At 65.5% G+C, this 26291-nt stretch carries 28 protein-coding genes; 8 read left to right on the forward strand and 20 right to left on the reverse strand.

Annotated features, from left to right (window positions below; all coding sequences use genetic code 11):
• Positions 1-32: 32 nt before the first annotated feature.
• From AB7531_RS37475 to AB7531_RS37495, 5 genes are all read right to left on the reverse strand, one after another.
• Positions 33-920, reverse strand: a complete 888-nt coding sequence (locus AB7531_RS37475) for an outer membrane protein (protein ID WP_063985525.1) — start codon at positions 918-920, stop codon at positions 33-35.
• A gap of 169 nt (positions 921-1089) precedes the next feature.
• Entirely contained in the window at positions 1090-1920 is an 831-nt protein-coding gene (locus tag AB7531_RS37480; RefSeq protein WP_063985526.1) for an outer membrane protein, read from the reverse strand.
• Between the two features lie 228 nt (positions 1921-2148).
• Positions 2149-3399 (reverse strand): MFS transporter, encoded by a 1251-nt coding sequence (locus tag AB7531_RS37485; protein ID WP_063985527.1) that lies wholly within the window; start codon positions 3397-3399, stop codon positions 2149-2151.
• Positions 3400-3695: 296 nt separating this feature from the next.
• Positions 3696-5039 carry a phosphoglucosamine mutase gene (gene glmM, locus AB7531_RS37490; RefSeq protein WP_063985528.1) on the reverse strand — a complete coding sequence of 448 codons (1344 nt, stop codon included), beginning with the start codon at positions 5037-5039 and terminating at the stop codon, positions 3696-3698.
• Between the two features lie 218 nt (positions 5040-5257).
• Positions 5258-5425 carry a hypothetical protein gene (locus AB7531_RS37495; protein ID WP_166103414.1) on the reverse strand — a complete coding sequence of 56 codons (168 nt, stop codon included), beginning with the start codon at positions 5423-5425 and terminating at the stop codon, positions 5258-5260.
• Positions 5426-5544: 119 nt separating this feature from the next.
• On the opposite strand from AB7531_RS37495, the gene AB7531_RS37500 reads away from it, so the two are divergent.
• Positions 5545-6681, forward strand: a complete 1137-nt coding sequence (locus AB7531_RS37500; protein WP_014492050.1) for an alpha-hydroxy acid oxidase — start codon at positions 5545-5547, stop codon at positions 6679-6681.
• A gap of 126 nt (positions 6682-6807) precedes the next feature.
• Here AB7531_RS37500 and AB7531_RS37505 read toward each other — a convergent pair whose 3' ends face one another.
• The 9 genes from AB7531_RS37505 to AB7531_RS37545 form a co-directional block, all read right to left on the reverse strand.
• On the reverse strand, positions 6808-7428 hold the full coding sequence (locus tag AB7531_RS37505) for a hypothetical protein (protein WP_063986692.1): 621 nt from the start codon (positions 7426-7428) through the stop codon (positions 6808-6810).
• A gap of 14 nt (positions 7429-7442) precedes the next feature.
• A complete protein-coding gene (locus AB7531_RS37510) occupies positions 7443-8069 on the reverse strand; it encodes a hypothetical protein (protein ID WP_028151813.1) in 627 nt (208 codons plus the stop codon).
• A gap of 67 nt (positions 8070-8136) precedes the next feature.
• Positions 8137-8976 (reverse strand): shikimate dehydrogenase, encoded by an 840-nt coding sequence (locus tag AB7531_RS37515; protein ID WP_063985530.1) that lies wholly within the window; start codon positions 8974-8976, stop codon positions 8137-8139.
• Positions 8977-9028: 52 nt separating this feature from the next.
• Complete coding sequence (locus AB7531_RS37520; protein ID WP_063985531.1) at positions 9029-9673, reverse strand: YoaK family protein; 645 nt, start codon at positions 9671-9673, stop codon at positions 9029-9031.
• Positions 9674-9739: 66 nt separating this feature from the next.
• The gene (locus tag AB7531_RS37525) at positions 9740-11494 is read right to left on the reverse strand and encodes a SulP family inorganic anion transporter (RefSeq protein ID WP_063985532.1); all 1755 of its coding nucleotides are present in this window, start codon (positions 11492-11494) and stop codon (positions 9740-9742) included.
• A gap of 96 nt (positions 11495-11590) precedes the next feature.
• Complete coding sequence (locus AB7531_RS37530; RefSeq protein WP_014492044.1) at positions 11591-11863, reverse strand: helix-turn-helix domain-containing protein; 273 nt, start codon at positions 11861-11863, stop codon at positions 11591-11593.
• A gap of 307 nt (positions 11864-12170) precedes the next feature.
• Positions 12171-14219, reverse strand: coding sequence for an elongation factor G (locus AB7531_RS37535; RefSeq protein ID WP_063985533.1), 2049 nt, complete (start codon positions 14217-14219; stop codon positions 12171-12173).
• A 153-nt stretch (positions 14220-14372) separates the two neighbouring features.
• Positions 14373-14855: a DUF992 domain-containing protein gene (locus AB7531_RS37540; protein ID WP_063985534.1), complete on the reverse strand. Its 483-nt coding sequence runs from the start codon at positions 14853-14855 to the stop codon at positions 14373-14375.
• A 172-nt stretch (positions 14856-15027) separates the two neighbouring features.
• Positions 15028-16230, reverse strand: coding sequence for a pyridoxal phosphate-dependent aminotransferase (locus AB7531_RS37545; RefSeq protein ID WP_039157959.1), 1203 nt, complete (start codon positions 16228-16230; stop codon positions 15028-15030).
• 574 nt (positions 16231-16804) lie between these two features.
• On the opposite strand from AB7531_RS37545, the gene AB7531_RS37550 reads away from it, so the two are divergent.
• From AB7531_RS37550 to AB7531_RS37575, 6 genes are all read left to right on the forward strand, one after another.
• Positions 16805-17455: a glutathione S-transferase family protein gene (locus tag AB7531_RS37550; protein WP_063985535.1), complete on the forward strand. Its 651-nt coding sequence runs from the start codon at positions 16805-16807 to the stop codon at positions 17453-17455.
• Between the two features lie 152 nt (positions 17456-17607).
• On the forward strand, positions 17608-17784 hold the full coding sequence (locus tag AB7531_RS37555) for a hypothetical protein (RefSeq protein ID WP_187387820.1): 177 nt from the start codon (positions 17608-17610) through the stop codon (positions 17782-17784).
• An 85-nt stretch (positions 17785-17869) separates the two neighbouring features.
• Positions 17870-18016, forward strand: coding sequence for a hypothetical protein (locus AB7531_RS37560; protein WP_162137015.1), 147 nt, complete (start codon positions 17870-17872; stop codon positions 18014-18016).
• Positions 18017-18144: 128 nt separating this feature from the next.
• On the forward strand, positions 18145-18957 hold the full coding sequence (locus AB7531_RS37565) for a PAS-domain containing protein (RefSeq protein ID WP_063985536.1): 813 nt from the start codon (positions 18145-18147) through the stop codon (positions 18955-18957).
• 87 nt (positions 18958-19044) lie between these two features.
• Entirely contained in the window at positions 19045-19500 is a 456-nt protein-coding gene (locus AB7531_RS37570; protein WP_014492036.1) for a GNAT family N-acetyltransferase, read from the forward strand.
• A 262-nt stretch (positions 19501-19762) separates the two neighbouring features.
• Positions 19763-20704 (forward strand): aldo/keto reductase, encoded by a 942-nt coding sequence (locus AB7531_RS37575; protein WP_063985537.1) that lies wholly within the window; start codon positions 19763-19765, stop codon positions 20702-20704.
• A gap of 18 nt (positions 20705-20722) precedes the next feature.
• On the opposite strand, the gene AB7531_RS37580 is transcribed toward AB7531_RS37575, so the two are convergent.
• The 3 genes from AB7531_RS37580 to AB7531_RS37590 form a co-directional block, all read right to left on the reverse strand.
• Complete coding sequence (locus AB7531_RS37580; protein ID WP_028151824.1) at positions 20723-21046, reverse strand: antibiotic biosynthesis monooxygenase family protein; 324 nt, start codon at positions 21044-21046, stop codon at positions 20723-20725.
• Positions 21047-21132: 86 nt separating this feature from the next.
• Positions 21133-22350, reverse strand: a complete 1218-nt coding sequence (locus AB7531_RS37585) for a DUF1501 domain-containing protein (RefSeq protein ID WP_063986693.1) — start codon at positions 22348-22350, stop codon at positions 21133-21135.
• A 2-nt stretch (positions 22351-22352) separates the two neighbouring features.
• Positions 22353-23909, reverse strand: coding sequence for a DUF1800 domain-containing protein (locus AB7531_RS37590; protein ID WP_063985538.1), 1557 nt, complete (start codon positions 23907-23909; stop codon positions 22353-22355).
• 114 nt (positions 23910-24023) lie between these two features.
• Here AB7531_RS37590 and AB7531_RS37595 point away from each other — a divergent pair, with 114 nt between their 5' ends.
• A complete protein-coding gene (locus AB7531_RS37595; protein ID WP_084795306.1) occupies positions 24024-24251 on the forward strand; it encodes a cysteine-rich CWC family protein in 228 nt (75 codons plus the stop codon).
• A 62-nt stretch (positions 24252-24313) separates the two neighbouring features.
• Here AB7531_RS37595 and AB7531_RS37600 read toward each other — a convergent pair whose 3' ends face one another.
• From AB7531_RS37600 to AB7531_RS37610, 3 genes are all read right to left on the reverse strand, one after another.
• Positions 24314-25009, reverse strand: coding sequence for a glutathione S-transferase family protein (locus AB7531_RS37600; protein ID WP_441280250.1), 696 nt, complete (start codon positions 25007-25009; stop codon positions 24314-24316).
• A 185-nt stretch (positions 25010-25194) separates the two neighbouring features.
• Positions 25195-25425, reverse strand: coding sequence for a hypothetical protein (locus AB7531_RS37605; protein WP_063985540.1), 231 nt, complete (start codon positions 25423-25425; stop codon positions 25195-25197).
• Positions 25422-26201: a sulfite exporter TauE/SafE family protein gene (locus AB7531_RS37610; RefSeq protein WP_063985541.1), complete on the reverse strand. Its 780-nt coding sequence runs from the start codon at positions 26199-26201 to the stop codon at positions 25422-25424. The genes AB7531_RS37605 and AB7531_RS37610 overlap by 4 nt, the downstream gene beginning before the upstream one ends.
• Positions 26202-26291: the final 90 nt, after the last annotated feature.

Here is a 26291-nt window from a genome sequence, read left to right on the forward strand (position 1 = left end):
GAACCTGTCAACCGCGGCGCGGCGAAGCAGCGTCAGAACTTGTAACCGAGCCCGACGCGCGCATTGTTCAGCGTCACCGACGTGTTCATGACGGGAGAGAACTTCACGTATTCATATTCCACCCGTGCGAACAATCCTTCCCACAGGCAGTATTCCAGTCCGAGACCGGCGGTCCAGCCGACCACGAAATTGTTGGTCCTGTGCTGGGTCTGCGTCTGCGACTGCGCCAAAACCTGGTGCGGCGTTCCGATGATGGTGATGACGTTACCGAATGCGTCCTGCACGGTCGCATCCTGACGCAGCTTCACATCGCTCGTCACGGTGCGGGAGACGTCCATGCGGCCGACGGCCGCGCCGGCGAACGCGTAAGGCATGAAATCGCCACCGTCCCAACCCACGCGCCCGCGGAGCGTGACCATGTCCTTGACGGTCGCTGCGGCGGTGCCGGTCAATGTCGTGAGATAGTGGTTGGTCACGCCGGTGGGCTGGACGTCACCAGGCGGGTTGACGATATCGAGCGAATTGGAGCCGGACGACTGCGAGGAAATCTTGTTGAAATAGGTGTAGGTGCCCTCGAGGCCGAGAACGGCATCGTACCATTGCCAGTTGCGGCCGACGAAGCCGCCGAAATTTGCGCCTTGCGTCGTGGTCTTGTTGAGGAGCGACCACGACGACGTCGGCCCTTGCAGCACGCTGTCGCGGAAGATGAAATTGGTCAGGCCGACGACGCTCTGGCTGAAATCGGTCGATGCCGAGGAGTAGCCGAAGCTGCCGCCGGCATAGACGCCGTCCCAGTTGCGCGTCGTCTTCGACAGGCCGTCGGTGAAGCCGCCGCGCAGGATGGGCAGATCCGGCATGTCGGCCGCTTGCGCGGCAGACACCGTCCCCAACATCGCCGCTGCCAACATCAGCCTACGCATTGCAACGCTCCATCGAACTCGAACTTTCACTCGTGATCATGGCTCGTTAACCTTAACCAATGGTTGCGCCTGACGTTTTCGTCGCCGCTCGCCATGAAAAAAAATGCAAAGCAAAACGGCGCGGGATGATCCCGCGCCGTTAAGAGACGTTAAGCGATGGAACTGACGATCAGCCTTTGGTGACGAGCGGCGGCATGTAGGTCGGCGGGCTGCTCAGATCCCAACGCACGCCGAGTTTCACGTCATGCGAAGTGATATCCTTGATCTTGATCGTCGACGGACCCGAGATGCTATTGTCGTAGGCGCGGAAGTTGCCGGGATTGGCGTCGCCGAGATCCATGTAGCTGTAGGCGAGTTCGACGGTGAAGCCGGGGCTGACCTTGTAGGCAAGACCGGCGTGGGCGGCCCAGGCGAAATTCCACTTACCGTTGTCGGCAAAGTAGGTTGCGCTGCTGGACGGCACGCCGCCAGCGATCTGAATGCCGTCGTCACGGAATCCACTGAGCTTGTTGTAGGAGCCGCCGACACCAGCACCGACGAACGGGGTGATACACCACCAGGTGCCGAGATCGACATAGGCATTCGCCATGACGACCCACTCCGACTTGCTACCGGAGTAGCTGTCGGACCCGACGAAGCCGGGTGCGATGACGTTGTCCGCACCGTGCAGATTGGCCCTGCCGCGATACTGGCCGATCACGTCGGCGCGGAACCAGTTGTTGAAGCGATAGCCGACGCCGAGGTCGAACAGCGGCGAGGAGTCGAAGCCGAGTCCCACCGTGGTCGTCGGGAACGTCTGCGCGGTCGCGCTGTCGATCCGCTTGGCGCTCTGGTTGGTCATGCCGATGTCGCCGCGGAGATACCAGCCGCCGAAGTCGGCGGGCGGAGCCGGCGGCGCGTACATGGGAGGCGGAGCGGCGATCGGCATATCGGCGGCGAACGCCATCGAAGAGATGAGGGTCGCCGCACCTGCGGCAAGGAGAGACTTAACGCTACGCATTTGGCTTCGTCCTTATGGCCGGTGAGGCAAAATGCTGACGCCCCACGTTCTGGAAACTCACGGGAAGACGATGGCACCAAATGTTTAAGCGCCACTTAACCCTAATTTTTAAGGTTGATTTTTTCTCACCACTCGCGCGCATGCGGCAGAAGCGTTGCAAAAATGCGGCGCCCCGACGCACCAATTGCTAACGATTGATGAAGCCGCAACGCAGCGAAACAGGATTTGTTAACGCAGGTGCCGCGGCAGCTTGGGCAGGAACACCGCAAGCAGGCCGATCGCCGGCAGCCAGGCACAAACCTGGTAGACGAACTCGATCGAGGTATGATCGGCGAGCTTGCCGAGCACGGCGGCACCCAGACCGCCGATGCCGAAGGCAACGCCGAAGAACACGCCCGAGATCATGCCGAAGCGGTGCGGCACCAGTTCCTGCGCGAACACGATGATCGACGACGTCGTCGAGGAGATGATCAAGCCGATGATCACCGACAGCACCGCGCTCGCATAGAGCCCGGCATAGGGCAGCGCCAGCGTGAACGGCAGCGCACCGAGGATCGAGATCCAGATCACGATCTTGCGGCCGAAGCGATCGCCCAGCGGACCGCCGAAGAACGCGCCGACCGCATTCGCGGCAAGGAAGATGAAAAGATAGATCTGCGCCGCCTGCGTCGACACGCCGAAGCGGTCGATCAGATAGAAGATGTAGTAGCTCGACAGGCTCGAGACGTAGAGCTGCTTCGAGAACAAGAGCGCCACCAGCACGGCAAGCGCGACCGCGACGCGGCGCGAGCTCGGCGCGTCGGGATGGGCCTGAACCGTCGCCGTCTTCTTCGCCTTGATCTGCGGCTCATACCAGCGGCCGATGCGCCAGAGGATGAGGATCGCGAGGAACGCGATCGAGGAGAACCATGCGATGCTGCCCTGCCCGAACGGCACCACGATCAACGCCGCCAGCACCGGCCCCATCGACGTGCCGAAGCTGCCGCCGAGCTGGAACACCGATTGCGCAAAACCGTAGCGACCGCCGGAGGCGAGCCGCGCGATGCGCGCGGATTCAGGATGAAACACCGCCGAGCCGAGGCCGACCAGCGCGGCAGCAATCAGGATGACGAGATATTGGTGCGCGGCGCTGAGCAGCAGCAGGCCGAAGAAGGTCGAGGCCATGCCGATCGACAGCGAATAGGGCTGCGCCTTCTTGTCGGTGTAGTGCCCGACCACCGGCTGGAGCAGCGAGGCCGTGAACTGGAAGGCCAGCGTGATCATGCCGATCTGCGCGAAGTCGAGCGCGTAGGTGTCCTTCAGGATCGGATACACCGAGGCGATCAGCGACTGCATGGTGTCGTTGAGGAAGTGCGAGAAGCTGATGCCGGCGAGCACGACATAGGCCGGTCCTGCGGCAGCCCGTGCGGCGGGCGCCACGTCGCTGACGACGACCGGTTCGGTCAGCGTTTCCTCGGAGACGACGACAGGCTTGTTCAATGGAGCATCCTGGCGGGCACGGCAGATTGCCGCACCGCCTAACTACGATGCCGGCTGCGGCCGATCCACCGCCAATCGTCGATGGCTGGAATGCACGTGCCGGATTCACCGCGAGGCGACACGCCCTGCTTGGTTCGAGACGCCCGCCGTTGGCGGGCTCCTCACCATGAGGGTCCGGGATTTCGTAGCCCGGATGGAGCGAAGCGTAATCCGGGACGTCTATGTCCGCGAGCGCGATCCCCGGATTTCGCTGCGCTCCATCCGGGCTACGATCGTGCTTCGCGTAGCGATGCGCCTCAGGCCGCCGCCTGTCCGAGCGCGGAGACGATGGTGTCGACGACGTCCTCGACCAGCAGGCGGTCCTCGCCCTCGCCCATGACGCGGATCACGGGCTCGGTGCCGGACGAGCGGATCAGAAGGCGGCCGTGGCCGTTGAGCCGCTTCTCGCCGTCGGAGATCGCGGATTTGACGTCGGAATCCTCGAGCGGCTTGCCGCTCTTGTAGCGGACGTTCTTCAGGATCTGCGGCAGCGGGTCGAAACGGTGGCAGACCTCCGACACCGGCCGGCGCAGCTTCTGCACCACGGCCAGCACCTGCAGCGCCGCAACGAAGCCGTCGCCGGTGGTGGCATAGTCGGACAGGATGATGTGGCCGGACTGCTCGCCGCCGAGATTGTAGCCGCCTTTCAGCATCTGCTCGAGCACGTAGCGGTCGCCGACCGGCGTGCGCACGAGATCGAGCCCCTGCCCCTTGAGGAAGCGTTCGAGGCCGAGATTGGACATCACGGTGGCGACGATGCCCGGCCGCGACAGCCGGCCGTCTTCCTTCCAGCTCTGCGCGATCACCGCGAGCAGCTGGTCGCCGTCGACGGTGTGGCCGCGCTCGTCGACCAGGATGACGCGATCGGCGTCGCCATCGAGCGCGATGCCGATGTCGGCGCGCATCTCGCGCACCTTCTTCGACAGCGTTTCCGGCGAGGTCGAGCCGCATTCCTTGTTGATGTTGAAACCGTCGGGCTCGACGCCGATCGGCACGACGTCGGCGCCCAATTCCCACAGCGCTTCCGGCACCACCCTGTAAGCGGCGCCGTTGGCGCAATCGACCACGACGCGCAGGCCGTCGAGCGAGAGATCGCGCGGCAGCGTGCGCTTGGCGAATTCGATGTAGCGGTCATGCACGCCGTCGATACGGCGGGCGCGGCCGAGGCTCGCGCTCTGAGCGAGCCGCTTGTCGAGGGATTCGTCGAGCAGCTGCTCGATCTGCTTCTCGACGTCGTCGGAGAGCTTGAAGCCCTGCGGGCCGAACAGCTTGATGCCGTTGTCCTCGAACAGATTGTGCGAGGCCGAGATCATCACGCCGAGATCGGCGCGCATCGACTTGGTCAGCATCGCCACCGCCGGCGTCGGCATCGGGCCGACCAGCAGCACGTCCATGCCGACCGAGGTAAAACCCGCGACCATCGCATATTCGATCATGTAGCCGGACAGACGCGTGTCCTTGCCGATCACGACCCGGTGGCGATGGTCACCACGCTGAAACGCAAGGCCTGCGGCCTGGCCGACCTTGAGCGCGAGCTCCGGCGTGATCAGTCCGTTGGCGCGGCCCCGGATCCCGTCCGTCCCGAAATATTTGCGGCTCATATCGTCCCCCACGCAACAACCAGGGACCCCTCTACAACTACGGGATGCCCGAAAGGGACCCGCATCCCTGATTTGCTGAGACGTTATAATGCCTTCGCGGCCAACTTGGCTTCAAAAAATGTGATTAATCATTACGGGACCGGGCCCAAGGCGCCCCGGTAACTTATTGTTAGCACTATATTTCCGGCCGACAGGGCGGAACGGAGCGGAACCCGCCCCTAGTCGGAGCGCTTCACATGGCCGTCCTGGCGGCTCGGCGCCGGCTGGGTGACGTTGACGGGATCGGACCCCGGGAAGGTCTCTTCCAGACCCTCCTCCAGCGCGTCGTCGAGATCCTGCTTCTCCTTGATCTCTTCCGGTGTCGGCTGGCCGCGCGGTTTGCTCATGGCGCCCTCCTCCCAAACGATTTGGCTGTGCATCCAACCATGCTAGATGACCCCTCGATCTTCCGATGCAAGACTTCTGAAGCAAGACTTCTGATGCAAGACGGGCCGGGGAAACGTTCATGAAGCACATCACCTGTATCGACGATCTTCGCACGCTGCATCAGCGCCGCGTGCCGAAGGCGTTCTTCGACTATTGCGACCGCGGCTCCTATGCCGAGGAAACGCTGCGCGCCAACCGCGAGGACATGCAGGCGATCAAGTTCCGCCAGCGCGTCCTGGTCGACGTCTCCAGGCGCGACACCTCGACCATGATCCTCGGCGAGTCGTCGACCATGCCGTTGATATTGGCGCCCGTCGGCCTCCTGGGCATGCAGCATGGCGACGGCGAGATTCACGCCTGTCGCGCCGCGCAGGCCGCCGGCATCCCGTTCACGCAGTCGACGATGTCGATCTGCTCGATCGAGGACATCGCCGCCAATGTCGAGAAGCCGTTCTGGTTCCAGCTCTACGTGATGAAGGACCGCGGCTTCATCAAGGAATTGATCCAGCGCGCGATGGCGGCGAAATGCAGCGCGCTCGTGCTGACCGTCGATCTCCAGGTGATCGGCCAGCGCCACCAGGACATCAAGAACGGCATGACGGTGCCGCCGGAATGGTCGCTGTCGAAGCTGATCGATTTCGCCACCAAGCCGGCCTGGGTGTCGGGCGTGCTGCAGGGCAAGCGCCGCACCTTCGGCAATCTCGCCGGTCATCTGAAGGTCAGCGACGACATCACGTCGCTGTCGACCTGGATCAACTCGCAGTTCGACACCTCGCTGAACTGGAACGACATCGAGTGGATCCGCAGCATCTGGCCGGGCAAGCTGATCCTGAAGGGCATCCTCGACGTCGAGGACGCCGAGCTCGCTGCGAAGACCGGCGCCCAGGCGCTGGTCGTCTCCAACCATGGCGGCCGTCAGCTCGACGGCGCGCCGTCCTCGATCGAGGCACTGCCGGAGATCGTCGACGCGGTCGGCTCGCAGATGGAGATCATGTTCGACGGCGGTGTCCGCTCCGGCCAGGACGTGATGCGCGCGCTCGCGCTCGGCGCAAAGTCCTGCATGATCGGCCGCGCCTACGCCCATGGCCTCGGTGCCGGCGGCCAGGCCGGCGTCGCCAAGGCGATCGACATCATCCAGAAGGAGCTGCTCACGACCATGGGCCTGTGCGGCGTCAACAGGATCGACGAGATCGACGATCACATCATTGCGGTGTGAGGCGTAGCGGCAGCACCGTAGGGTGGGCAAAGCGAAGCGTGCCCACCAACTTTCGCGAAACACAGGAGCGTGGTGGGCACGGCGCAAGTGCGCCTTTGCCCACCCTACGAGTTCAGCGCTAGTCCCTCACATCGGCGGCGTAATCCCGTCGCGACCGACGTTCACCCGGTTGGCTTCCAGCGAGCCGTCCTCCTTCTTCGCCGCGCCGAAGATGATCAGCTTGGCGCCGGGCTTGATCTCGGATTTGTCGCTGGCGACGAAGGTGACGATCGGCGTATCCGGCGGCACCACCACTTTCTTCTCGCCGTCCTTGTACTTGACGGTGATGTTCTGGCCGTCGGTGCCTTCCACCGTCTGCGCCACGGTCGCGTTCGTCATGGTCGAGTTCGCGCGCGCATCCCAGGGACGAAAACCTTCGGCCGCGCCGCGCTGGTTTTCCGGGAAGATGTGCACCGCGATCGCCTTCTGCGTGCCGTCGGGCTGGGGCATGCCGGTGACGCCGATATAGGAGCCTTCCTTGATCTCCGCGAGCGACGTCTTGACCACGGCAAAGACCGCGACGTTGTCGGTCATGCGCACCTTCACGTCGCTGCCTTCGCGCGTCTTGATGCCGAGCGTGTTGCCGTCGACGCTCTCGATGGTGCCGCGGATGCGGACCGTCGGCGACTGCTGCGCCGAGGCGGAGAACATGGAAGTGACGACGAACGCGGCTACGAACAGGCGCGGCATCCAGCTTGATTTCGACATGTTGCGATTCTCCATCACATCGGTGGTGTCAGGCCGTCGAGGCCGACACTGACGCGGTTGGTTTCGAACGAGCCGTCCGGCAGCTGCTTCATGAAGGCGACGACTTTTGCGCCGGCCTTCAGCTCGGATTTGTCGCCGGGCACGAAGGTCACGACCGGCGTGTTGTCGGCGACGAACACCTTCTTCTCGCCGTCCTTGTACTTCACCAGCAGCGTATGGCCGTCATTGCCGACCACGCTCTCCGACACCGTGGCGTTGGTCATGGTGGAGTTCGGCTTGAGGTCATAGGGCCGCGAGCCCTCGCCGGTGCCGCGCATGCTCTCCGGAAACACGTGGACCTCGACCGCGTTCTGGCCGCCGTCCGGACCCGGCACCGTGGTGGCGCCGACGAAGGAGCCGACCTTGATGTCGGCGAGTGAAATTTTGGTAACGCCCGACACGTTCACGTCAGGGGCGATGCGAAGCTTGACGTCCTCGCCGCTGCGCGACTTGACCTGCATGGTGTCGCCATTGACGCTCTCGATCGTGCCGCGAACGCGCGTCGGCACCGGCGCCCTCTGCGCGACGGCATAGAGGGTGGAAGCGGCCACCATCGCGACGGCGATGAGCGGACGTGTGAAAGTTGCACGTTGAACAGGCATGACGGTCTCCGGATTGTCCCCACGGGGATAGAACTCCGGAGGTGGGGTGCTATTCGCCGTTATCCTTTCAAGTCTTTGTGAGATCGGCCTCGACCAGCGCGCGCAGCTCGGCCGTGACAGCAGGCCTTTGCCCGAACCACAGCTCGAAGCCGCGCACCGCCTGATGCAGGAGCATGCCGAGGCCGTCGGCGGTGTTCAGGCCGCGCGCTTTCGCAGCCGCCAGCAGCGGCGTCACCAGGGGAACATAGACGAGGTCGGCGACGACCGCCCCATCCGGCAGGCGCGCCACGTCGACATCGAGTGAAGGCTGGCCGTGCATGCCGAGCGAGGTCGTGTTGACGAGAAGTCTTGCGCGCGGCAGCACGTCGTTGATGCCGTCCCAGGGAATCGGATGCACGTTCGGCCCGAACTGTCTTGCCAGCGTCTCGGCGCGCGCGATGGTGCGATTGGCGAGATGGATGCGCTTGATGCCGCGTTCGAGCAGGCCGAACACGACCGCGCGCGAGGAACCGCCGGCCCCGAGCACCAATGCCTCTTCCGCGCTGTCCCAACCGGCCGCTCCGGCATCGAGATTGCCGATGAAGCCTTCGACATCGGTATTGGTCGAGCGCAGCTCGCCGTCGGCAAACCACAGCGTGTTCGCAGCGCCGACGGCCCTGGCACGCGCATCGGGCGTGGACAGCGCCAGCACGTCTTCCTTGTGCGGGATGGTGACGTTGGCGCCGACGAAGCCGCGCAGCGACAGCCGCAGCACGAAGTCGCGCAGATCCTCGGGCGGGACCGCCTCGATGACGTAACCACCCTCGATCCCGAGCGTGCGCAGCCAGTAACGATGGATCAGCGGCGAGCGCGAATGCGCGGCCGGCCATCCGATCAAACAGGCTGCGGGAGTCCTGAGCGCGGTCATCTTTCCCTCGGGTCGTGTTCGAGGCGATCCATTTCGCGTCCCGCCGGCTCTGTCAAGCGCGCGACCGCCGCATCGCCGCAGCCACGATCGCAGCCAATGCCAGCGCCGCGGCAGCGGCGAACCAGATCGCGGCGAGGTTGATCCGGGCATAGCCGAGCGCCCCGCCCGCCGCCCCCGCAACGAGCGCCGCCCACAACAGCAGGTTCGGCGCCCAATTCCAGCGCGGCCCGCCGGTGAGGCTCACCGCGAGGAACTGGCCGACCTTGACCAGCGCGCCCGTGACATAGGTGAGGCCAAGGCCCGCGCCGCCATCGATCTGGAACACGGCGTTCTCCAGGCCCATCGCGAGCACGATGGCCGCGATCGCGAGGTTCGACAGGCCGTAGGCATGGCAAAGTCCGGCACCCGCAAGCAGCCCGGTTTCAATGAGGAGCAGCCAGGGCTGCCGCTCGGCCCCGCCGCCGAGCACGACGAGGCTGCCGGCCGCAGCTCCGGCCACGAACAGCGCGATCAGGCCGAGGGCGCTGGCGGCCTGCCACCACTGCGCTTCGGCAAGGCTGACGCCGAGACGCGTGGAGTTGCCGCTCATGAACGAGACGAACAGGCCGCCGAGATGCAAGAAGCCGATGCCGTCGACATAGCCCGCCAGCATGCTGAGCGCGCAGGCCAGCGCAATATTGCGACGCGAATCCAGCATTCCCTGCACCACCGCCGTGACGCGGCAGTGTCGATCAAATCGGCCGGCTTGAGAAGTGCGCTGCCGTCAGGTCGCGGCCGCGTCATCGGCCACGGGCCGCGCCGCGCCGCCCTTGATGTCAGCGACGGCACGCGCGATCGTCGCGCGATAGCGCGCACGCGGCGGCGTCACGCCGTGGGTGAGCAGCGCGCGGCGAACCGCGGGCGACGCCCCCGTGATGAACAGCCGGATGCCGTGGCGGTGCGCCTTGACGGCGACGCGACCGAGCACGTTGGCGGCCGTCGAATCCAGGAACGGCACCGCGGCGAAATCGACCACAAGACCCTTGCGCTGGTCGGCGATGCCGTCGAGCACGTTTCCGATTGCCGAGGCGGCACCGAAGAAGAACGCACCGGTGATGCGATAGACCAGCACGTCGCGATCGATGGCGAGCGCGGGATCGTAAGGCACGCGCTCGCCATTGCCGTCATCGGGACGATCGGCGGCCACCAGCGGGGAGCGCTCCTCGATGCCCGTCATCTCCGCCATGCGGTGGATGAACAGCACCGCGCCCAGCGCGAAGCCGACCAGGATGCCTTCGGTCAGGTCGCGGAAGATGGTGAGCAGGAAGGTCGCAAGCAGCACGACGGCATCGCCCCAGGATGAGCGCAAGAGCGTCGCGAATTCGTGCTTCTCCGCCATGGTCCAGGCGACGACGACGAGCACGGCGGCCAGCGCGGCCAGCGGGATGTAGCTCGCGAGCGGCGCTGCGATCAGCATGAACAGCAGCAGGAAGACCGAATGCAGCATGCCCGCGAGCGGCCCGCGTCCGCCGGCGCGGATGTTGGTGGCGGTGCGCGCGATCAGTCCGGTGACGCAGATGCCGCCGAACAGCGCCGAGCCGATATTGGCCGCGCCTTGCGCCACCAGCTCGCAATTGGAGCGGTGACGGCGACCGGTCATGCCGTCGGCCACCACCGCCGACAGCAGCGATTCGATCGCGGCGAGCAGCGCGAAAGAGATCGCATCCGGCAGCACGGCCGTCGCCTTCGCAAGCGAGAACGCCGGCAGCGCCGGCGACGGCAATTCGCGCGGAATGCCGCCGAACCGGCTGCCGATGGTTTCGACCGGCAGCGACAGCACGGCAGTCGCGACCGCCGCGAGCACGACCGCGATCAGGATGCCGGGCCAGGACGGCCGCCAGCGCCGCAGGCCGGCGATGACGGCAATGCTGACGATCGCGACCGCGACGGCGGAGGGATTGATGGTGTGCAGGCCTGCGGCTAGCGCAACGAGTTTCGGCACGAATTCGCTGGGCTCTTTCCCAGCCAGCGTGATCCCGCCGAGATCGCGGAGCTGGCTGGCGAAGATGATCACGGCGATGCCCGCGGTGAAGCCGACCGTGACGGGGTAGGGAATGAACTTGATGTAGGTGCCGATCCGCAACAGGCCCGCGGCGATCAGGACCATGCCCGCCATCAGGGTGGCGAGGATGACGCCGTCGACGCCGTGCCGCTCCGCGGTCACCGCGACCAGCACGATGAAGGCGCCGGCGGGCCCGCCGATCTGGAAGCGACTGCCGCCGAGCAGCGACACGATGAAGCCACCGACGACAGCGGTGTAGAGCCCGCGGTCCGGCGTCACGCCCGAGGCGATTGCGATCGCCATCGACAGCGGCAGCGCGACGATGGCAACCGTCAGGCCCGCGAACACATCGGCGCGGAGATCCGCGAGGCCGTAGCCTTCGCGCCAGACGGTGACGAGCTTGGGGAGATAGAGTTCGGCAAAGGTCGGTCGACGCAGCTGATGCAGCTTGCCTGCGTGTTCGCCTGTGATGCTCATGTCCGCAGAGTGCTCCGCTGCCCACAATGCTCCGGTGCATCGTGCAGCGCGCGCGTGCGACGATGCGCTAGCTCATCCCGAGCACGATCAATGCGATCATGCTCCCACGCGGCGCGGCGGCCCCGGCTCCTTCAGGCGAACGCCCCGCCCGCCGCTGTCGCTGCGGGCCTGCTCGCCGATCAGCTCGACGCCGGCCCGGTCGAACGCCTCGACCACCTTGATCAAGGTCTCGACCACGCCGCGCACATTGCCGGTGCTGGCCTCCATCCGCTGGATGGTCGGCAGCGAAACGCCGGCGAGCTCGGCCAAGGCTTTCTGGTCAATGCCAAGCAGCGCGCGGGCTGCCCGCATCTGGAACGACGTGATCACCGTGGCCTCACGTATCAGAGTTTATAAGTGATATCTGGAGCATGTACAATGATGTAAAATACATCATTGTAGGGCGGGCGCAAGGGGTGCCCGTCCTGCCGCCTCCGCCATTGCGAGGAACTCTTGCGACGAAGCAATCCAGACCGCCTCCGCAGCCAGTCTGGATTGCTTCGCTGCGCTCGCAATGACGGAGGTTGGGCGCGGGTTCGGCCAAACGAAACACCGTGGGCGCGGAAACAGCCCCTCACCTCAGCCTCCCCCCGTAAAGAACGGGGAGAGGGAGTGAGAGAGCCGTGCTTCCCTTACATCACGCCGCGTGCTGATGCGCGGCGATGATCTGGTCGGCGGCGCGGCCGGTCACCTCGGCCATGTGGTCGAACTGACGGGTGAAGCTGCCGGCTCCGGCCGTGGCCGAACGCAGCTCGACGATGAGTTCGCCGATCTCCGCTTCCGGCATCATGGCGCGGACGCAGTCCCATCCGCTCCAGCCGTCACGGGTGTCGAAGCCGAGGATCTGGCCGCGCCGCGCCGACAGGATCGCGTTGATCTTGGCGGTGGCGTCGGTCGGGCAGACGATCTCGACCACGTGGATCGGCTCCAACAGCACCGACTGGCATTGCGGCAGGCCTTCGTTGAGTCCGACCCGCGCCGCCGTGCGGAAGGCGAGGTCGGAGGAGTCGACGCTGTGATAGGAGCCGTCGGTCAGCGTCACCTGCAGATCGGTGACGGGGAAACCGAGCGGGCCGCGCGTCAGTCCGTCGACAACGCCCTCTTCCACCGCGCCGATATAATTGCGCGGCACCGCGCCGCCGACCACTTTCTCGGTGAACTTGAAGCCCTCGCCGCGCGGCAGCGGCTTGATGTCGAGCACGACATCGCCGAACTGCCCGTGGCCGCCGGATTGCTTCTTGTGGCGGCCGCGCTGGACGATCGGCTTGCGGATGGTCTCCTGGTAGCCGATCGCGGGTGGATGCGAGGTGATCTTGACGCCGAAGCGGTCGCGCAGCCGCTCGCTCGCCACGCGCAGATGCATCTCGCCCTGGCCCCACAGCACGGTGTCGTGGGTCTGGGCGTTCATCACGACGCCGAGCGAAGGATCCTCCTCGTGCAGCCGAGCAAGGGCCTGGCCGAGCTTGACGTCGTCCTTGCGGTCGGTGGCGGCGACCGAGATCGCGAGCACCGGCGGCGTCGGCTCCGGGGCGAACAGCGCAGCCGGCGGGGACTTGCCGCTCGAGACCGTGTCGCCGGTCTTGATCGGGTCGACCTTGGCGAGCGCAACCGTGTCGCCGGCTTCGGCCGCGGCACGCTTGGTATCGTAGGCGCCGTTGACGGCGAGGATGCCGGAGATGCGGCCGCTCCCGCCGGAGGCGGATTGCAGCGTGGCTCCGTCGTCGAGATGGCCGGCGAGCAATCGCGTCAGCGACAGCTTTCCGCCGTGCTGCGAATGCAGCGTCTTGAAGACGTAGCCGAGCGCCTCCTTGCTGGCAGGCACACCGAGACGCTTTGCAGTTTCCTCGATGCCGGGCGCCTCGTGGCGCAGGGCCTTCATCAGGCGCAGCACGCCGTTTTCGCGCGCGGCGGCACCCAGCAGCACGGGGCAGATCTGCCCCTCGCGCAATTCGCGCGCGAGATCGTCGAACACCGCATCGCGCGGGGGCTGGATGTCCTCGAGCAATTGCTCCATCAGCGCGTCGTCGTGATCGGCGAGCTTCTCCAGCATCGAGAAGCGGGCCTCCTTCTCGCGATCGAGATCTCCGCCTTCGAGCGCGACCACCTCGGAGGCCTTGTGCTCGCGGTAGATGAACGCACGTTCCAGCGCGAGATCGACGAAGCCCTCGATCAGCTCGCCCTTCCAGATCGGGATCTGGCGCAGCACCAGCGGTACGCGCGAGGCGGGCTGGAGTGTCGCCAGCGTCTCGCGGATGCGCTTGTTGGCGCGGTCGATCTTGTTGAGGAACAGGAAACGCGGGATCTTCAGTTCCTCCAGCTCGCGCAGGATGATCTGAAGCTGCGGCAGCTTCTTCTCGTCGGCCTCGCAGACCACGACCGCGGCGTCGACAGCGGGAAGCGCTGCACGCATGTCGTGGGCGAACTCAACGGAACCGGGACAATCGAGGAAGGTGTAGCTGTCGCCCATGAAACTCGTGGTGGCGGCAGTCAGGCCGACGGTCATCTTGTGATGACGGGCCTCCGGGGAGGCGTCGCCGACGGATGTTCCGGCGTCGACGCTGCCGACGCGGGGTATTGCGCCCGTTCGCGCCAGTATTGCTTCGAGAAGTGTGGTTTTACCGCTTTGGAATGGGCCCACCAGTGCGATGCACCGTGGACCTCGGGGACTTCTGACGTCTTGTCCCATTCGCCGCCTCCTTGGTGTGGAGCTCGGCCCATGATTGGGTCGGCAAACGCCGATGCTCTGCCCGTCCCCGAGATTTGGCAAGCATCAAAAATCGCTGCGGTGCGTCGTTGCCGAGATCGCGTCGGACCGACGCGATCTGCACACGCGAAATTGTCAACGACCCGGACGGAGTTCCAGACTCTCGAGGCCGGCGGCGACGTTGAGGCCGACCTGGCCCTGTACGCTGAGCGGCTGGAGCGCGATCGAATTGTTGGAGCCGCCGATCAGCGCGTTGCCACCGATACCGACGCCGACCGAGGCGCTGCCCTGCGCGCCGGCATAATTGCCCGAGAGATCGCCGGGGCCGAGCCGATCGACCGGCGCGAACACGCCCCAGGCAAGTGTGGTCTCCTGGGTGATGCCGATGTCGAGGCCCACTTTACGAATGGTCGCGACGTAGCGATCTTCCGGCAAACCGTCGGCACGCAGGACGCAACCGAGATTGGTCACCGATCCCACGATGAAGCCAACGCTGGCGCCGCCGCGGCATTCGAGCACGCCGACCCGGACCATCCGCTGCTGCTGAGCGCCGCTGTTTGCGACGGAGGCAACGAGGCTGGCCGCGGCGAGCCCGGCGAGGATGAACGAACGGCGCATGAATATCTCCGGCGATGAATGTGATGCGAGCAGAGAGAGCGCCCCACCCGTGTTGCGCGATGGTCTATGCCACAAGAGCCGTGGTGGTGCCAGATCACGCGTGACGATAAGCGTGCAAACAATAAAAAGGCCCGCCGGAGGCGGGCCTTTTCGATAGGTATTTGCGACGGGCTCAGCGGAGATTACCGCAGAAGCGCTGGATGCGCTTGCAGGCGTCTTCGAGGTCCGAGGTCTTGGTCGCGTAGGAGATGCGGAACGCCGGGCCGAGGCCGAAGGCCGAGCCCTGCACCACGGCGACGCCTTCGGTCTCGAGCAACTCGGTCACGAAGGTCTCGTCATTGTCGATCACCTTGCCCGACGGCGCGGTCTTGCCGATGGTGCCGGCGCAGGAGGGATAGACGTAGAACGCACCTTCGGGACGCGGGCACTCGATGCCCTTGGCCTGGTTGAGCATGGAGACCACGAGGTCGCGGCGCTCCTTGAACACCTTGTTGTTGGCGGGGATGAAGTCCTGCGGACCGTTCAGCGCTTCGACCGCGGCCCATTGTGCGATCGACGACGGGTTCGAGGTCGACTGCGACTGGATCGTCGACATCGCCTTGATCAGCTGCGCCGGACCGCCGGCGTAGCCGATGCGCCAGCCGGTCATGCAATAGGCCTTCGACACGCCGTTCACGGTGAGCGTGCGGTCGTAGAGTTTCGGCTCGACCTGCGCGACCGTGGTGAACTGGAAGTCATCATAGACGAGGTGCTCGTACATGTCGTCGGTCATCACCCACACATGCGGATGCCTGACCAGCACGTCGGTGAGCGCCTTCAGCTCGGTCCTGGTGTAGGCCGCGCCGGTCGGGTTCGACGGCGAGCACAGGATCACCCATTTGGTCTTCGGCGTAATCGCACGCTCGAGCGCCTCGGCCTGGAGCTTGAAGCCGGTCGCGGCGGTGCAGACCACCGGCACCGGCTCGCCGCCGGCGAGCGCCACCATCTCGGGATAGCTGACCCAGTACGGCGCGGGGATGATCACCTCGTCGCCCGGATTGATGGTCGCCATCAGCGCGTTGTAGAGCACCTGCTTGCCGCCGGTGCCGACGATGATCTGGTTCGGCTTGTAGGCCACGCCGTTCTCGCGCTGAAACTTGCCGATGATGGCTTCCTTCAGCTCGGGAATGCCGTCGACGGCGGTGTACTTGGTCTTGCCGGCTTCGATGGCATGGATCGCAGCCAGCTTGATGTTGGCGGGCGTGTCGAAGTCGGGCTCGCCGGCACCGAGGCCGATGACGTTGCGGCCCGCCGCTTTCAGCGCACGTGCTTTATCCGTGACCGCGATGGTCGCGGACGGCTTCACACGGTCGAGCGCAGCGGCAAGGAAGGACATCGTCATCTCCTGACAAGCGTCGTGAACCCTTTGGCCTCACGACTCCGATTGTGGGAATGAGCCACCCTAAAACGTGTGCCGCTGCGCCGCAAGAAACTTCGGCCCGATCTCGAAAAAGTTTACGGATCTGGAGCGCTTCTAGGCGCGTTTTCCCGCAATTTTCCGTAACTTTGCCGCCGGAATCCCTCATATCCGGCAAGGCCTGTCCTCGGAGCAATTTGGCGCGTTGCGCGCCGCCATGAAGCTGACGGCAGTCTGACGCTCGAGAGGACACTTGAGACAACCTTTGAGCGACTTGCTTTGAAAGACTTGGACCCGTCAGCAGCCGAGGCGATCACGACCGTTCAATCGTCCTGCACGAACGTGCGGCCGCGATGCGTCCGCGCGCTGACGCAAGCGTGATCTGATTTGTAGCGTCGCGCGAAAATGATCTTCCGCGGCATTGCAGTGCGGTAGGGTTTTCGAGTTTTTCTATGGCGCGGGTCTTGCGGCGGATTCGCAACGGCATCATTGTTTGGCCGCGGTACTGGGCAACGAGTACCGCGCCTTCCCGTTTTCGGAACGAACTCCCAGAATGTACAAGCTCTATTCGATGCAACGCTCCGGCAACAGCTACAAGGTCCGCCTTGCGCTGGCCCTGTTGAACGTGCCTTACGAAGCAGTCGAAGTGGACATTCTGCGCGGCGAGAGTCGCACGCCGGACTTTCTGACCAAGAACCCGTCGGGCCAGGTGCCGCTGCTCGAGGTCGGCGACGACCGCTATCTCGCCGAGTCCAACGCCATCCTCTGGTACGTCGCGGTCGGCACGCCGCTTGCGCCCGAGAACCGCATTGACCGCGCCGAGGCGCTGCAATGGATGTTCTTCGAGCAGCACGCGCTCGAGCCGAACATCGGCGCCGCCTATTTCTGGCTGTCGCTGGTCAAGGGCGGCCGCGATCTCCAGACCCACTCCCTGGAAGACTGGATGGAGCGCGGCTATGGCGCGCTCCAGGTGATGGAAAACCACCTCAAGACCAACGCCTATTTCGCCGCCCGCCAGCTCACGGTCGCCGACATCGCGCTCTACGGCTACACCCACCTCGCCGAGCGCTGCGACTTCGACCTCTCGACCTTCCCGGCGATCCGGGACTGGCTGAAGCGCGTGGAAGCTGCACCCGGCTTCGTGGCGATGGACTGGCGGCCGGCCGACGTCGACGACCCCGCCAGCATCGCGGCGGGCGCCTGACGGCGCGCTGGCCCCGGGAATAGCGGGCATAAGGGCAGCCTATGCCGCATTCTCGCCATTTTCGACGCTATGGCCGCCCCAATATTGCCGGTTGAAACGGGGAAATTGTTCGAGTCGCGGGTGATTCGCTCGCACGTTGAAGGATTTAGACCATGATTCGGGCGTCCGGCACGGCAGGCTTTCGGGGCCAAACCGTTACCGTTTCGTCTTCCCGGCTGACCAACGCGGTCGTGGCCTCGCTCGCCGTCGCCGCGCTCTCGCTGTGCCTGATCGTCACCCTGACGGTGCTGTCGACCAAGGCGACCATGGCGATGGGCCTGCCGGTCTGATCCCCGTTTCATCCCGGACCCGCCTTCAAGGTGCCACGCGGCCCGCGCCGACCGGCATCGCGACAGGACACCGATGAAATCGCCTGTGGTAGTCGTTGCAATCACCCTGACTGCGGCCATCCTGGTCGCGGCATCGCTGTTGATTTTCACCGGGGTGCGCAAGAGCTCCGGGACGTCGACGCTGAATGCGCCGGCGCAGCAGCAGCGCCTCAGGCACGCGCATTTGGCCTAAAATCATGCGAAAGCTTTGCCCTTGCCGGCAAGTGCTCCTTAAGCGCACCGCATGAAATCGCATCGCATGGGCGCAACGATCGGCCAGTGTTGCGGCCTTACCTCGTTCGGGAGGAGCGAGACTGGCCCATGCGGTTTGGATGGCGTGCGATCTCCGGTCCGGCGCTGACAGCGGCAATTGCGCTGCTGGCGATCCTGCTCGATCGCTATATCCACGTTCCCTCGCCTGCCCCCCTGTTCGTCTGCATCGTGGCGCTCGCCGGCTCGCTATCGGGTCTCGCTTCCGCCATGACCAGCGCTGCCGTCGCCGTGATCGGCGCGGCGTTGTTCTTTCTGGCCCATCGAGCCCTGCCGGGCTATGCGACGGCGGATCTGGTCCGGCTCGGCCTCCTCGCCGTGACGACTGCCGGCACCGCCGCAATCACCGGCCTGATGCGCGAGCGGCTGCTCGGCACATTCGCCGCCGAGCGCCAGAGCCACGCCACCGCCGCGCGGCTGTCGGCCGCGCTCGACCAGGTCGATATCGGCATCGTGCTGCTCGACGCCGAAACGCGTGCCGAATTCATCAACCGCGCATTTCGCGACTATTTTGCGCTGCCGGACGAAGTGGCCGACGGCAAGCCGCCCTTCATTGCGCTGATGTATCACGGCCGCGACACCGGCGCGTTCGAGCTGCCCGAGGATGAGCTTGGCACCTTCATCGCGCAGCGGATGCAAATGGTGCGGATCGGCGATGCCAGGCCGATCAACATCGCCTTGCGCAATGGCGAGGTGCTGCGCTTCGTCTGCGCCGTCCTGCCCGATGGCGGGCGCATGCTGAGCTACACGCCCGTGACCGACCTCGTACGCCACACCGACCCGCCCGCGCGCGCCGAGTACTACCGCTCGCTGCGCGATCCCGCGGGCCGCAGGCTGATGCGGTACTTGCGCGTCGCGGAGTGATGCGACGGCGCGATTGATCGGCAGTGCGATCATCACGTATGAAGGACGCTTCATCGTCTTGCGTCCTCCGAGATCGCGGAAACCCACATGTCGCTCACCATTCGCTCCGTCACGAAACAGGACTACGATCAATGGCTGCCGTTGTGGGATGGCTATAACGCTTTCTACGGCCGCTCCGGCCCGACCGCGCTGGCGCCCGAAATCACGCGGATGACGTGGCAGCGCTTCTTCGATGGCTATGAGCCGGTGCATGGGCTGGTCGCCGAGAGCGACGGCAAGCTGCTCGGCATGACGAACTATCTGTTTCACCGCAGCACCACGGCGATCGAACCGTCCTGCTATCTGCAGGACCTGTTCACGCTGGAGGCCTCGCGCGGCAAGGGCGTCGCCTCAGCGCTGATCTACGGCGTCTACGAGCGCGCAAAGCTCGCGGGGTCCCCGCGGGTCTACTGGCAGACGCACGAGACCAACGTCACGGCGCAGAGCCTGTACGACAAGGTCGCCGAGCGCTCCGGCTTCATCGTCTATCGCAAGATCTTCTGATCGCGGCAGCCGCGGAGTCCCTGTGGATAACTCTGCCTGTCACCCGCGCGTAACATAGCGGGACTACGTTGCACCTGCGTCTGATCAGGCCCCCCGTCACCGATCAAGCGCCCCAAAGCGGTCCCCGTCAGTCGCCGCGTCTGACAGGGGCCGCATTTTTTTGCCTTCAGTTCCCGGCAGCATGGCAGCAACGCAAGGCGACGCCTTGCCGCTAGCGGGCAGCGCGGCCACAATGGCCCGCTTTCTCCTGACAGGACCTCCCATGGAAATTCGTAATCTCGGCGCCTCCGGCCTCCGCGTGTCCGCGGTCGGGCTCGGCTGCAACAATTTCGGCCAGCGCATCGACCTCGAGGCCTCGCGCAAGGTGATCCACCGCGCGCTCGATCTCGGCATCACGCTGTTCGACACTGCCGACATCTATTCGGCCATGGGCGGCTCGGAAAATGTGCTCGGCGCCGTGCTGGGCGATCGCCGCAAGGACATCGTGCTGGCGACGAAATACTCCAAGCCGATGGCGGAGGACGGAACCAAGCAGGGCGCCTCGCGCCGCTACATCATGGCGGCCGTGGACGCGAGCCTGAAGCGGCTGAAGACCGATTACATCGATCTCTACCAGCAGCACGATTACGACCCGCTGACGCCGATCGAGGAGAGTCTTCGCGCGCTCGACGATCTCGTCCGCCATGGCAAGGTCCGCTACATCGGCAACTCCAACTTTCCGGCGTGGCGGATTGCGGAAGCGGAGTATGTCGCGCGCGCGATGAATGTCAGCCGCTTCGTCTCCTGCCAGGACGAATATTCCCTGGTCGTGCGCGACATCGAGAAGGACCTGCTGCCGGCAGCAACGGAATACAAGCTCGGCCTGTTGCCGTTCTTCCCGCTCGCAAGCGGACTTCTGACCGGCAAATACAAAAAGGGTGAGTCTGCACCCGGCGACACCCGCTTTGGCCAAACTCCGCGACTGCGCGACCGCTATGTCACCCCGCGCAACGAGGCGATCGTCGAGAAGCTGCAGGCCTTTGCGCAAGCGCGCGGTCACTCGATGCTCGAGCTCGCCTTCTCCTGGCTCGCCGGCCGCCCGCAGGTCTCGAGCGTCATCGCGGGCGCCACCCGCGTCGAGCAGATCGAGCAGAACGTCAAGGCGATCGCGTGGAAGCTCAGCGCCGATGAGATGGCGGAGATCGACAAGATCACCCAGGGCTGATGTTTAAAGCGCGGCGCGTTACTTCGCGCCGCGTCCCACCGTCTGCATCACCTCAAAGCCCTCGAACTGGGGATGGCCGAGATAGAGCGGCTTGTTATCGCCAGCGCGCTGATGCGCCGCGCGAAACGCCTCCGACTTGGTCCACGCCTCGAACGCGGCATGGTTCGCCCAGATGGTGTGCGAGGCATAGAGCGTGTGGTCCTCGAGCTCGGGACCGCGCAGCAGATGGAATTCGACGAAGCCCGGCACCCCGTCGAGAAACGTGTCGCGCGAGAGCCAGACCTGTTCGAAAGCGGCTTCAGAGCCCTTGGCGACGCGGAAGCGGTTCATGGCGATGTACATGCGGGTGATCTCCTGATGCTCGGCTCATCATGTCGTCATTCCGGGACGCACCGCAAGACACGGGCCCGGAATGACGGTGGCTGTTATTACGCCACCAATCCCTTCATCGGCCGCGCTGCGGCGCTGTCCGGGAATACGGTTTCAGCCAGCACGCGATCGGACAGGCCGAACTGTCCCTGCAGCACTCCCTTGATCACGGAGCGCAAGTCCGTGGTGGGCTTGAGGTCGCGTCCCTCATACAAGTTCGCGAGCTTGAGACCGGGCCAGTCGGAGATGACGCGGCCGCCTTTCACCGCGCCGCCGGCGAGCAGCGCGATCGTTCCCGTGCCGTGATCGGTGCCGTCGGTGCCGTTGATGCGCGCGGTGCGGCCGAACTCGGTGGCGACGACGATTGCGGTGTCGCGCCAGCGCTCGCCAAGGCCGCTTTCGAACTCGGCGAGCGCGCCATCGAGGCCGCCGAGCAGGAAGGCCAGACGCCCGACCGGACCGCCTTCATTGGCATGCGTATCCCAGCCGTCGAAGGCGAGCGCGGCGATGCGCGGGCCGTCATCGGCCGCCATCAGCTTTGCGGCGCCGCGCGCGACCTGGCGCATCTGCGCAACCTGGTTGCCGGGTTTCGGCTTCATGTCGTCGCCGCTCGCTGCCTTCTCCAACTGGAGGCCCTGCGACAGCGCGGAGGCCAGCGCGGGATCGCGGTGACGGTAGAGATCGACGAGGCGCATGGCGGTGTCGTCGTCGGCTTGCGGCAGCGCCACCGGCGCCCAGCCGACGGTCGGCGCATTGCCGCGCAAGACCAGCGGCGTGGTCGGACCGACCGCGAGCCCACTCGACACACGCTCGCCGCGCGGCAGCGCTTCGAGCGCGCGATTGAGCCAGCCCGATTGAACGCGGCCGGGACCGGCATAACCGCTTTCGAGCACGTCCTGGCCATCGAAATGCGAGCGGTCGCGATAGGGCGTCGCCACCGCATGGATCACCGCGGCATGCATGTCGCGATACATGCGCGCGAACTCCGGCATCGCCGGATGCAGCGCGAAAAAAGTATCGAGCATGATCGCGGGATGCGCGCCGTCGGCGGCAAGCGCGATCGAGCCGTGAAGGCCGGCATAATCGGGATCGCCAAGCGGCGCGACGGTCGAGAGCCCGTCGAGCGCGCCGCGCAGGATCACCACGATCAAGCGCGGATCGCGCCCGCCGGCCGCGCGGGCGAATTTCGGCAAATAGGCCCAGGCCGCGAAGGACGCGCCGCCGAGCAGGAGGCCGCGGCGCGAGGTGAGGAGCCGGTTCTCGACGCAGTCGATCATCATCATCTCCTCTGCATTTCCGGCGACATCAGCAGCAGTGCCAGCGCCTGCTGCCGCGACTCCGCGCGCTCGATGGTTTTGCGCGTCTCGATCGAGGCCGCATCCGCAGCCGCGAACTCCAGCAGGTCGAGCGGATCGATGTTGTTACCGAGCCGCGCGCCCATCTGTGCCGCGATGTCGAGCCGGAGCTTGATGCCTTCGGGTGCGGCCCAGGCCGCGCTGGTATCCGGAAAACCGTTCGGCCCGGCCGGCGACCACAGTGGCTGGCCGAGCAGGTTCAGGTTATTGAGATAGCCACCGGGATCCTCCGGCACGCGCGCGAGCAGCCGTCCGCTCGCGACCACGAAGTCGTAAGGCGAGCGCATCTTCGTCAGCGGCGCCTTCCAGGCCTCGTCGGAATCGACTAGCGCAACAGCCATTGCCTTGAGATCACCGTCGGTCTTGACGAAGACGTCGCGCAATCGCGCAACGAGCGCCGGCGGCGGATCGTCGGCAACGAAATGGCGGACGAATTTGGTGGCGATGAAATTGGCGGTCGAGGGATGGCGCGAGATGTCGGCGAGCGCGGCCTCGCCTTGCGCAAGGCCGGTCGGCCCGTAGGTCTTGCCGAGCAGCATTTGCGGCCCGGGCTGGTGCGCGTTGGCGTTGAACGCGAAGGAGCCGGGCGTTCCCAGCTGCCCCTGCCGTCCGGCAAAGGTCCAGCCGGTGATGATGCGCGCGAGCGAGGTGACGTCGTCCTGCGTGTAGCCGCCGCCGACGCCGAGCGTATGCAGCTCCATGATCTCGCGCGCGAGATTTTCGTTCAGCCCGCGCTTGCGGTTTTGCCCGGCGCGCGAGTCCGGCCCGAGCGATTGCTGGTTGTCGAGGAAGAACAGCATCGCCGGATGCTGCTCGACCGCCCTCAGCATGTCGGCGAAGCGCCCGAGCACATGCGGCCGGATCGCCTCGCGCTCGAACGCGCCGGCCCAGATCCGCGCCAGCTCGCCCTTGCTCGCGGAGATGCAGAAATGGTTGGACCAGAACACCACCAGCCGCTCGGTGAAGCCGCACTCGACCAGCGTCGCGCGTTGCAAGCGCGCCAGCGCCTCGGCGCGAAAGGTTTTCTGGATCACGTTGAGCGGCTGCGGCGCGGGCTTGGCGGCAGGGGGTGCGGCAGCGCTGGGCTGCATGGCGTCCGGTTTCGCCGCATTGTCGGCGGGCTTGGCCTCGGCCATCTGGCCGGCGATCTCGGTCGCGGCCGCGTTCAGCGAAAGATTGCGGCGCAGCCCCGGCTTCTGATCGGCCGGTGCCTGCTGCGACCCTTCGGCGGGCGCAGCGGCCTTCGCGGCCTCGCGCGCCTGCTTGACCTGGTCCTGATAGGCGAACACGGCCTGCCCGAGTTGCGGCGTCGATTGCAGCCCCGGCGCTTCCAGCAGCACGCCGTTGGGGCGGGCGAGTTCCGCCTTCACGAAGCCGCGCGGATCGGACGCCGCGTTGACGAGATCGCCGGACGCCCCGCCGCGCGCTCCGAAACCGAAACGGTTGAGCGCGACGAGGGCAGCTTGCGAATCGCGGGCCATCGATGTGTCCTTCGCGCGTTGCCAACCGCTTTCCGAGTCTGAGCGCAGCGCCTAATATACCGTAGCGGGAGATGAACCCGGCATGAAAATGACGGCGCAGCGTTTGGGCAAATCATGACAAATCCGAAAGAATTTCCCTCCGATTTTCCCTTGCCGGAACCGCGCCGCCTCGCCTGCTCCCGTTGCGGCACCGAGTTCGGCTGCGATCTCTCGGGAAACTGCTGGTGCGCGGAGGAAACGGCGCGGCTGCCGATGCCAGTCAAGGGCGAGGATTGTTTGTGCCGGGAATGTCTGAGGAAGGCGGCGGCAGAAGCGCGTAGCCCGGATGGAGCGCAAGCGTAATCCGGGAATCCTTCCGCGGGCACCAATCCCGGATTTCGCTGCGCTCCATCCGGGCTACGAAGCTACACCGCGTGCCCCGGCGACTTCCGCGCCATGCCGTCGAACGCGTCGAGCAGTTTTTCGCGCCACGCATAGACGGGATCATCCACTTCCAGCAGCCTGAACGGGCTCACCACACGCGCCCATTGAAAACCGCCGAACACGATATAGTCGGCATAGTTCGGCGCGCTGCCGCCGAGATAGGCCTGCGTCTTGAACGTCTGCCGCATTACTTCGAGCGACTTGAGGAACGCGACGACGCCGGTCTCGCGGCTCGCCTGGACCTCTTCCAGGGGCTTGCCGAACCGCGCCTCACGCGACTGGCGGAAATAGGCGGCGTCGACCTGGCCGAGGTTTTTCGGGATGTCGGCGACGATCAGCAGAGAGAGGCCGCCGACGATGGCGATGTCGCCCCAGGCATTGAGCATGCGCGCCATGGCGCGGCCGCCCTCGCCGCCGAACAGCGACGGCTGGTCTGGAAAATTGTCTTCGAGATAGTTCGCGATCGCCCAGGAATCGATCACGGGCTTGTCATGATGCAGGAGCACCGGGACCTTCTCCGAGCCGTGCGGCGAAATCGCGCCCTTCTCGGTGAAGCGCCAGGGCAGCGATTCCGCCGACAGGCCCTTGTGCGCCAGCGCCATCCGCGTGCGCCAGCAATATGGGCTGAACGGGCGCGCAGCATCGGTACCGACGAGTTCGAAGAGCTTGAGCGACATGAAAGGCCTTCCCTGCCAGACCCTCATCCTGAGGAGCGCGGAACGCGCGTCTCGAAGGATGAAGGCCCGATCTCGGCCTCGCCCTTCGAGACGCGCGCAAGATGCGCGCTCCTCAGGGTGAGGGTCTCCCATTCTGGATTGCTTCGCTTGCGCTCGCAATGACGATGTGGAGGCGGAGGTGTGTGTCACCGCCCGTTCGTGCGCAGCAACCTCTCGCCGTCCGTCGTCACCGCGATGATCAGCCCCACACCGGGCAGCGTGTCACGGGTGACGTAGCCGCGCTCGGCGGCGTCTTCCCAGATGGTGAGACGCGGGCACGAGGTCTTCCAGGTCGCGATCACCTCGGCATAGGCGCGCGGCTCGCGCGCGACCCATTCGACGAAGTCCAGCACCAGCGGATCGGCCGTCTCGCTCATTGCAAACCTCCCTTGTCGAAGGCCGCCAGCACCGGCGTGCGAACCAGCAGCCAGCCGCCATAGGCCATATAGTAGCAAGCGATGGTGGTGATCAGCTTGTTCGACCAGGCCACGAATTGCTGGTCGGTCATGGCTTCGAGGATGCGCCGCGCCAGCGTGGTGCCGAGCATCGAGGCGAGAATCGCGACGCCGGCGAGCACGGGATCGAGGCTCGCGGCCTGGTCGATGATGCCGCCGAAATAGACGAGCTTGGTGAAATGACTGACGAGCTGGCACATCGCCTTGGTCGCCACCTTCTCACGCCGGCCGAAATCGCCGCCGAGAAAGAAGGTGTCGAGCAACGGGCCCGACACGCCGGTCATCAGCATCAGGCCCATGCAGATCGTGCCATAGACGGTGCCCTGCCAGAGACGGTCAGGATCCGGCTTGATGTTCGACGGCAGCAGCCGCGCCATGAACGGGGTGACGCCGAGCAGCAGCAGCGCCATCGGCTTGTCCGGCACGTAGCGGGTGAGCGACCAGGCCGCGAGCGCGACGGCTGCGCCGACCATGTAGTTCGCGACCGGCCGCCAGCGGATATGCGCGCGCCAGAGGAAAGCGCGCCAGCCGTTCGAGGCCATCTGCGTGATCGCATGCAGCACCATCGCGGTCGGCAGCGGCATCAGCGCCAGCAGCACGCCGATCAGGATCAACCCGCCCGCCATGCCGAACAGCCCCGACAGGAACGCGGTGGCGACCATCAGCAATCCAAGGGCAGCGATCATGATGGGCGTCACGGGCGGAATCTCCTGGGGTACGGTTCAAGTCAGGGACGCAGAGTGCATCACTCCCTCGCCCCGCTTGCGGGGAGAGGCTGGGGCGAGGGG

It is taken from the genome of Bradyrhizobium sp. 63_E2_N1_3 (assembly GCF_052076005.1).
Classification (GTDB): domain Bacteria; phylum Pseudomonadota; class Alphaproteobacteria; order Rhizobiales; family Xanthobacteraceae; genus Bradyrhizobium; species Bradyrhizobium barranii.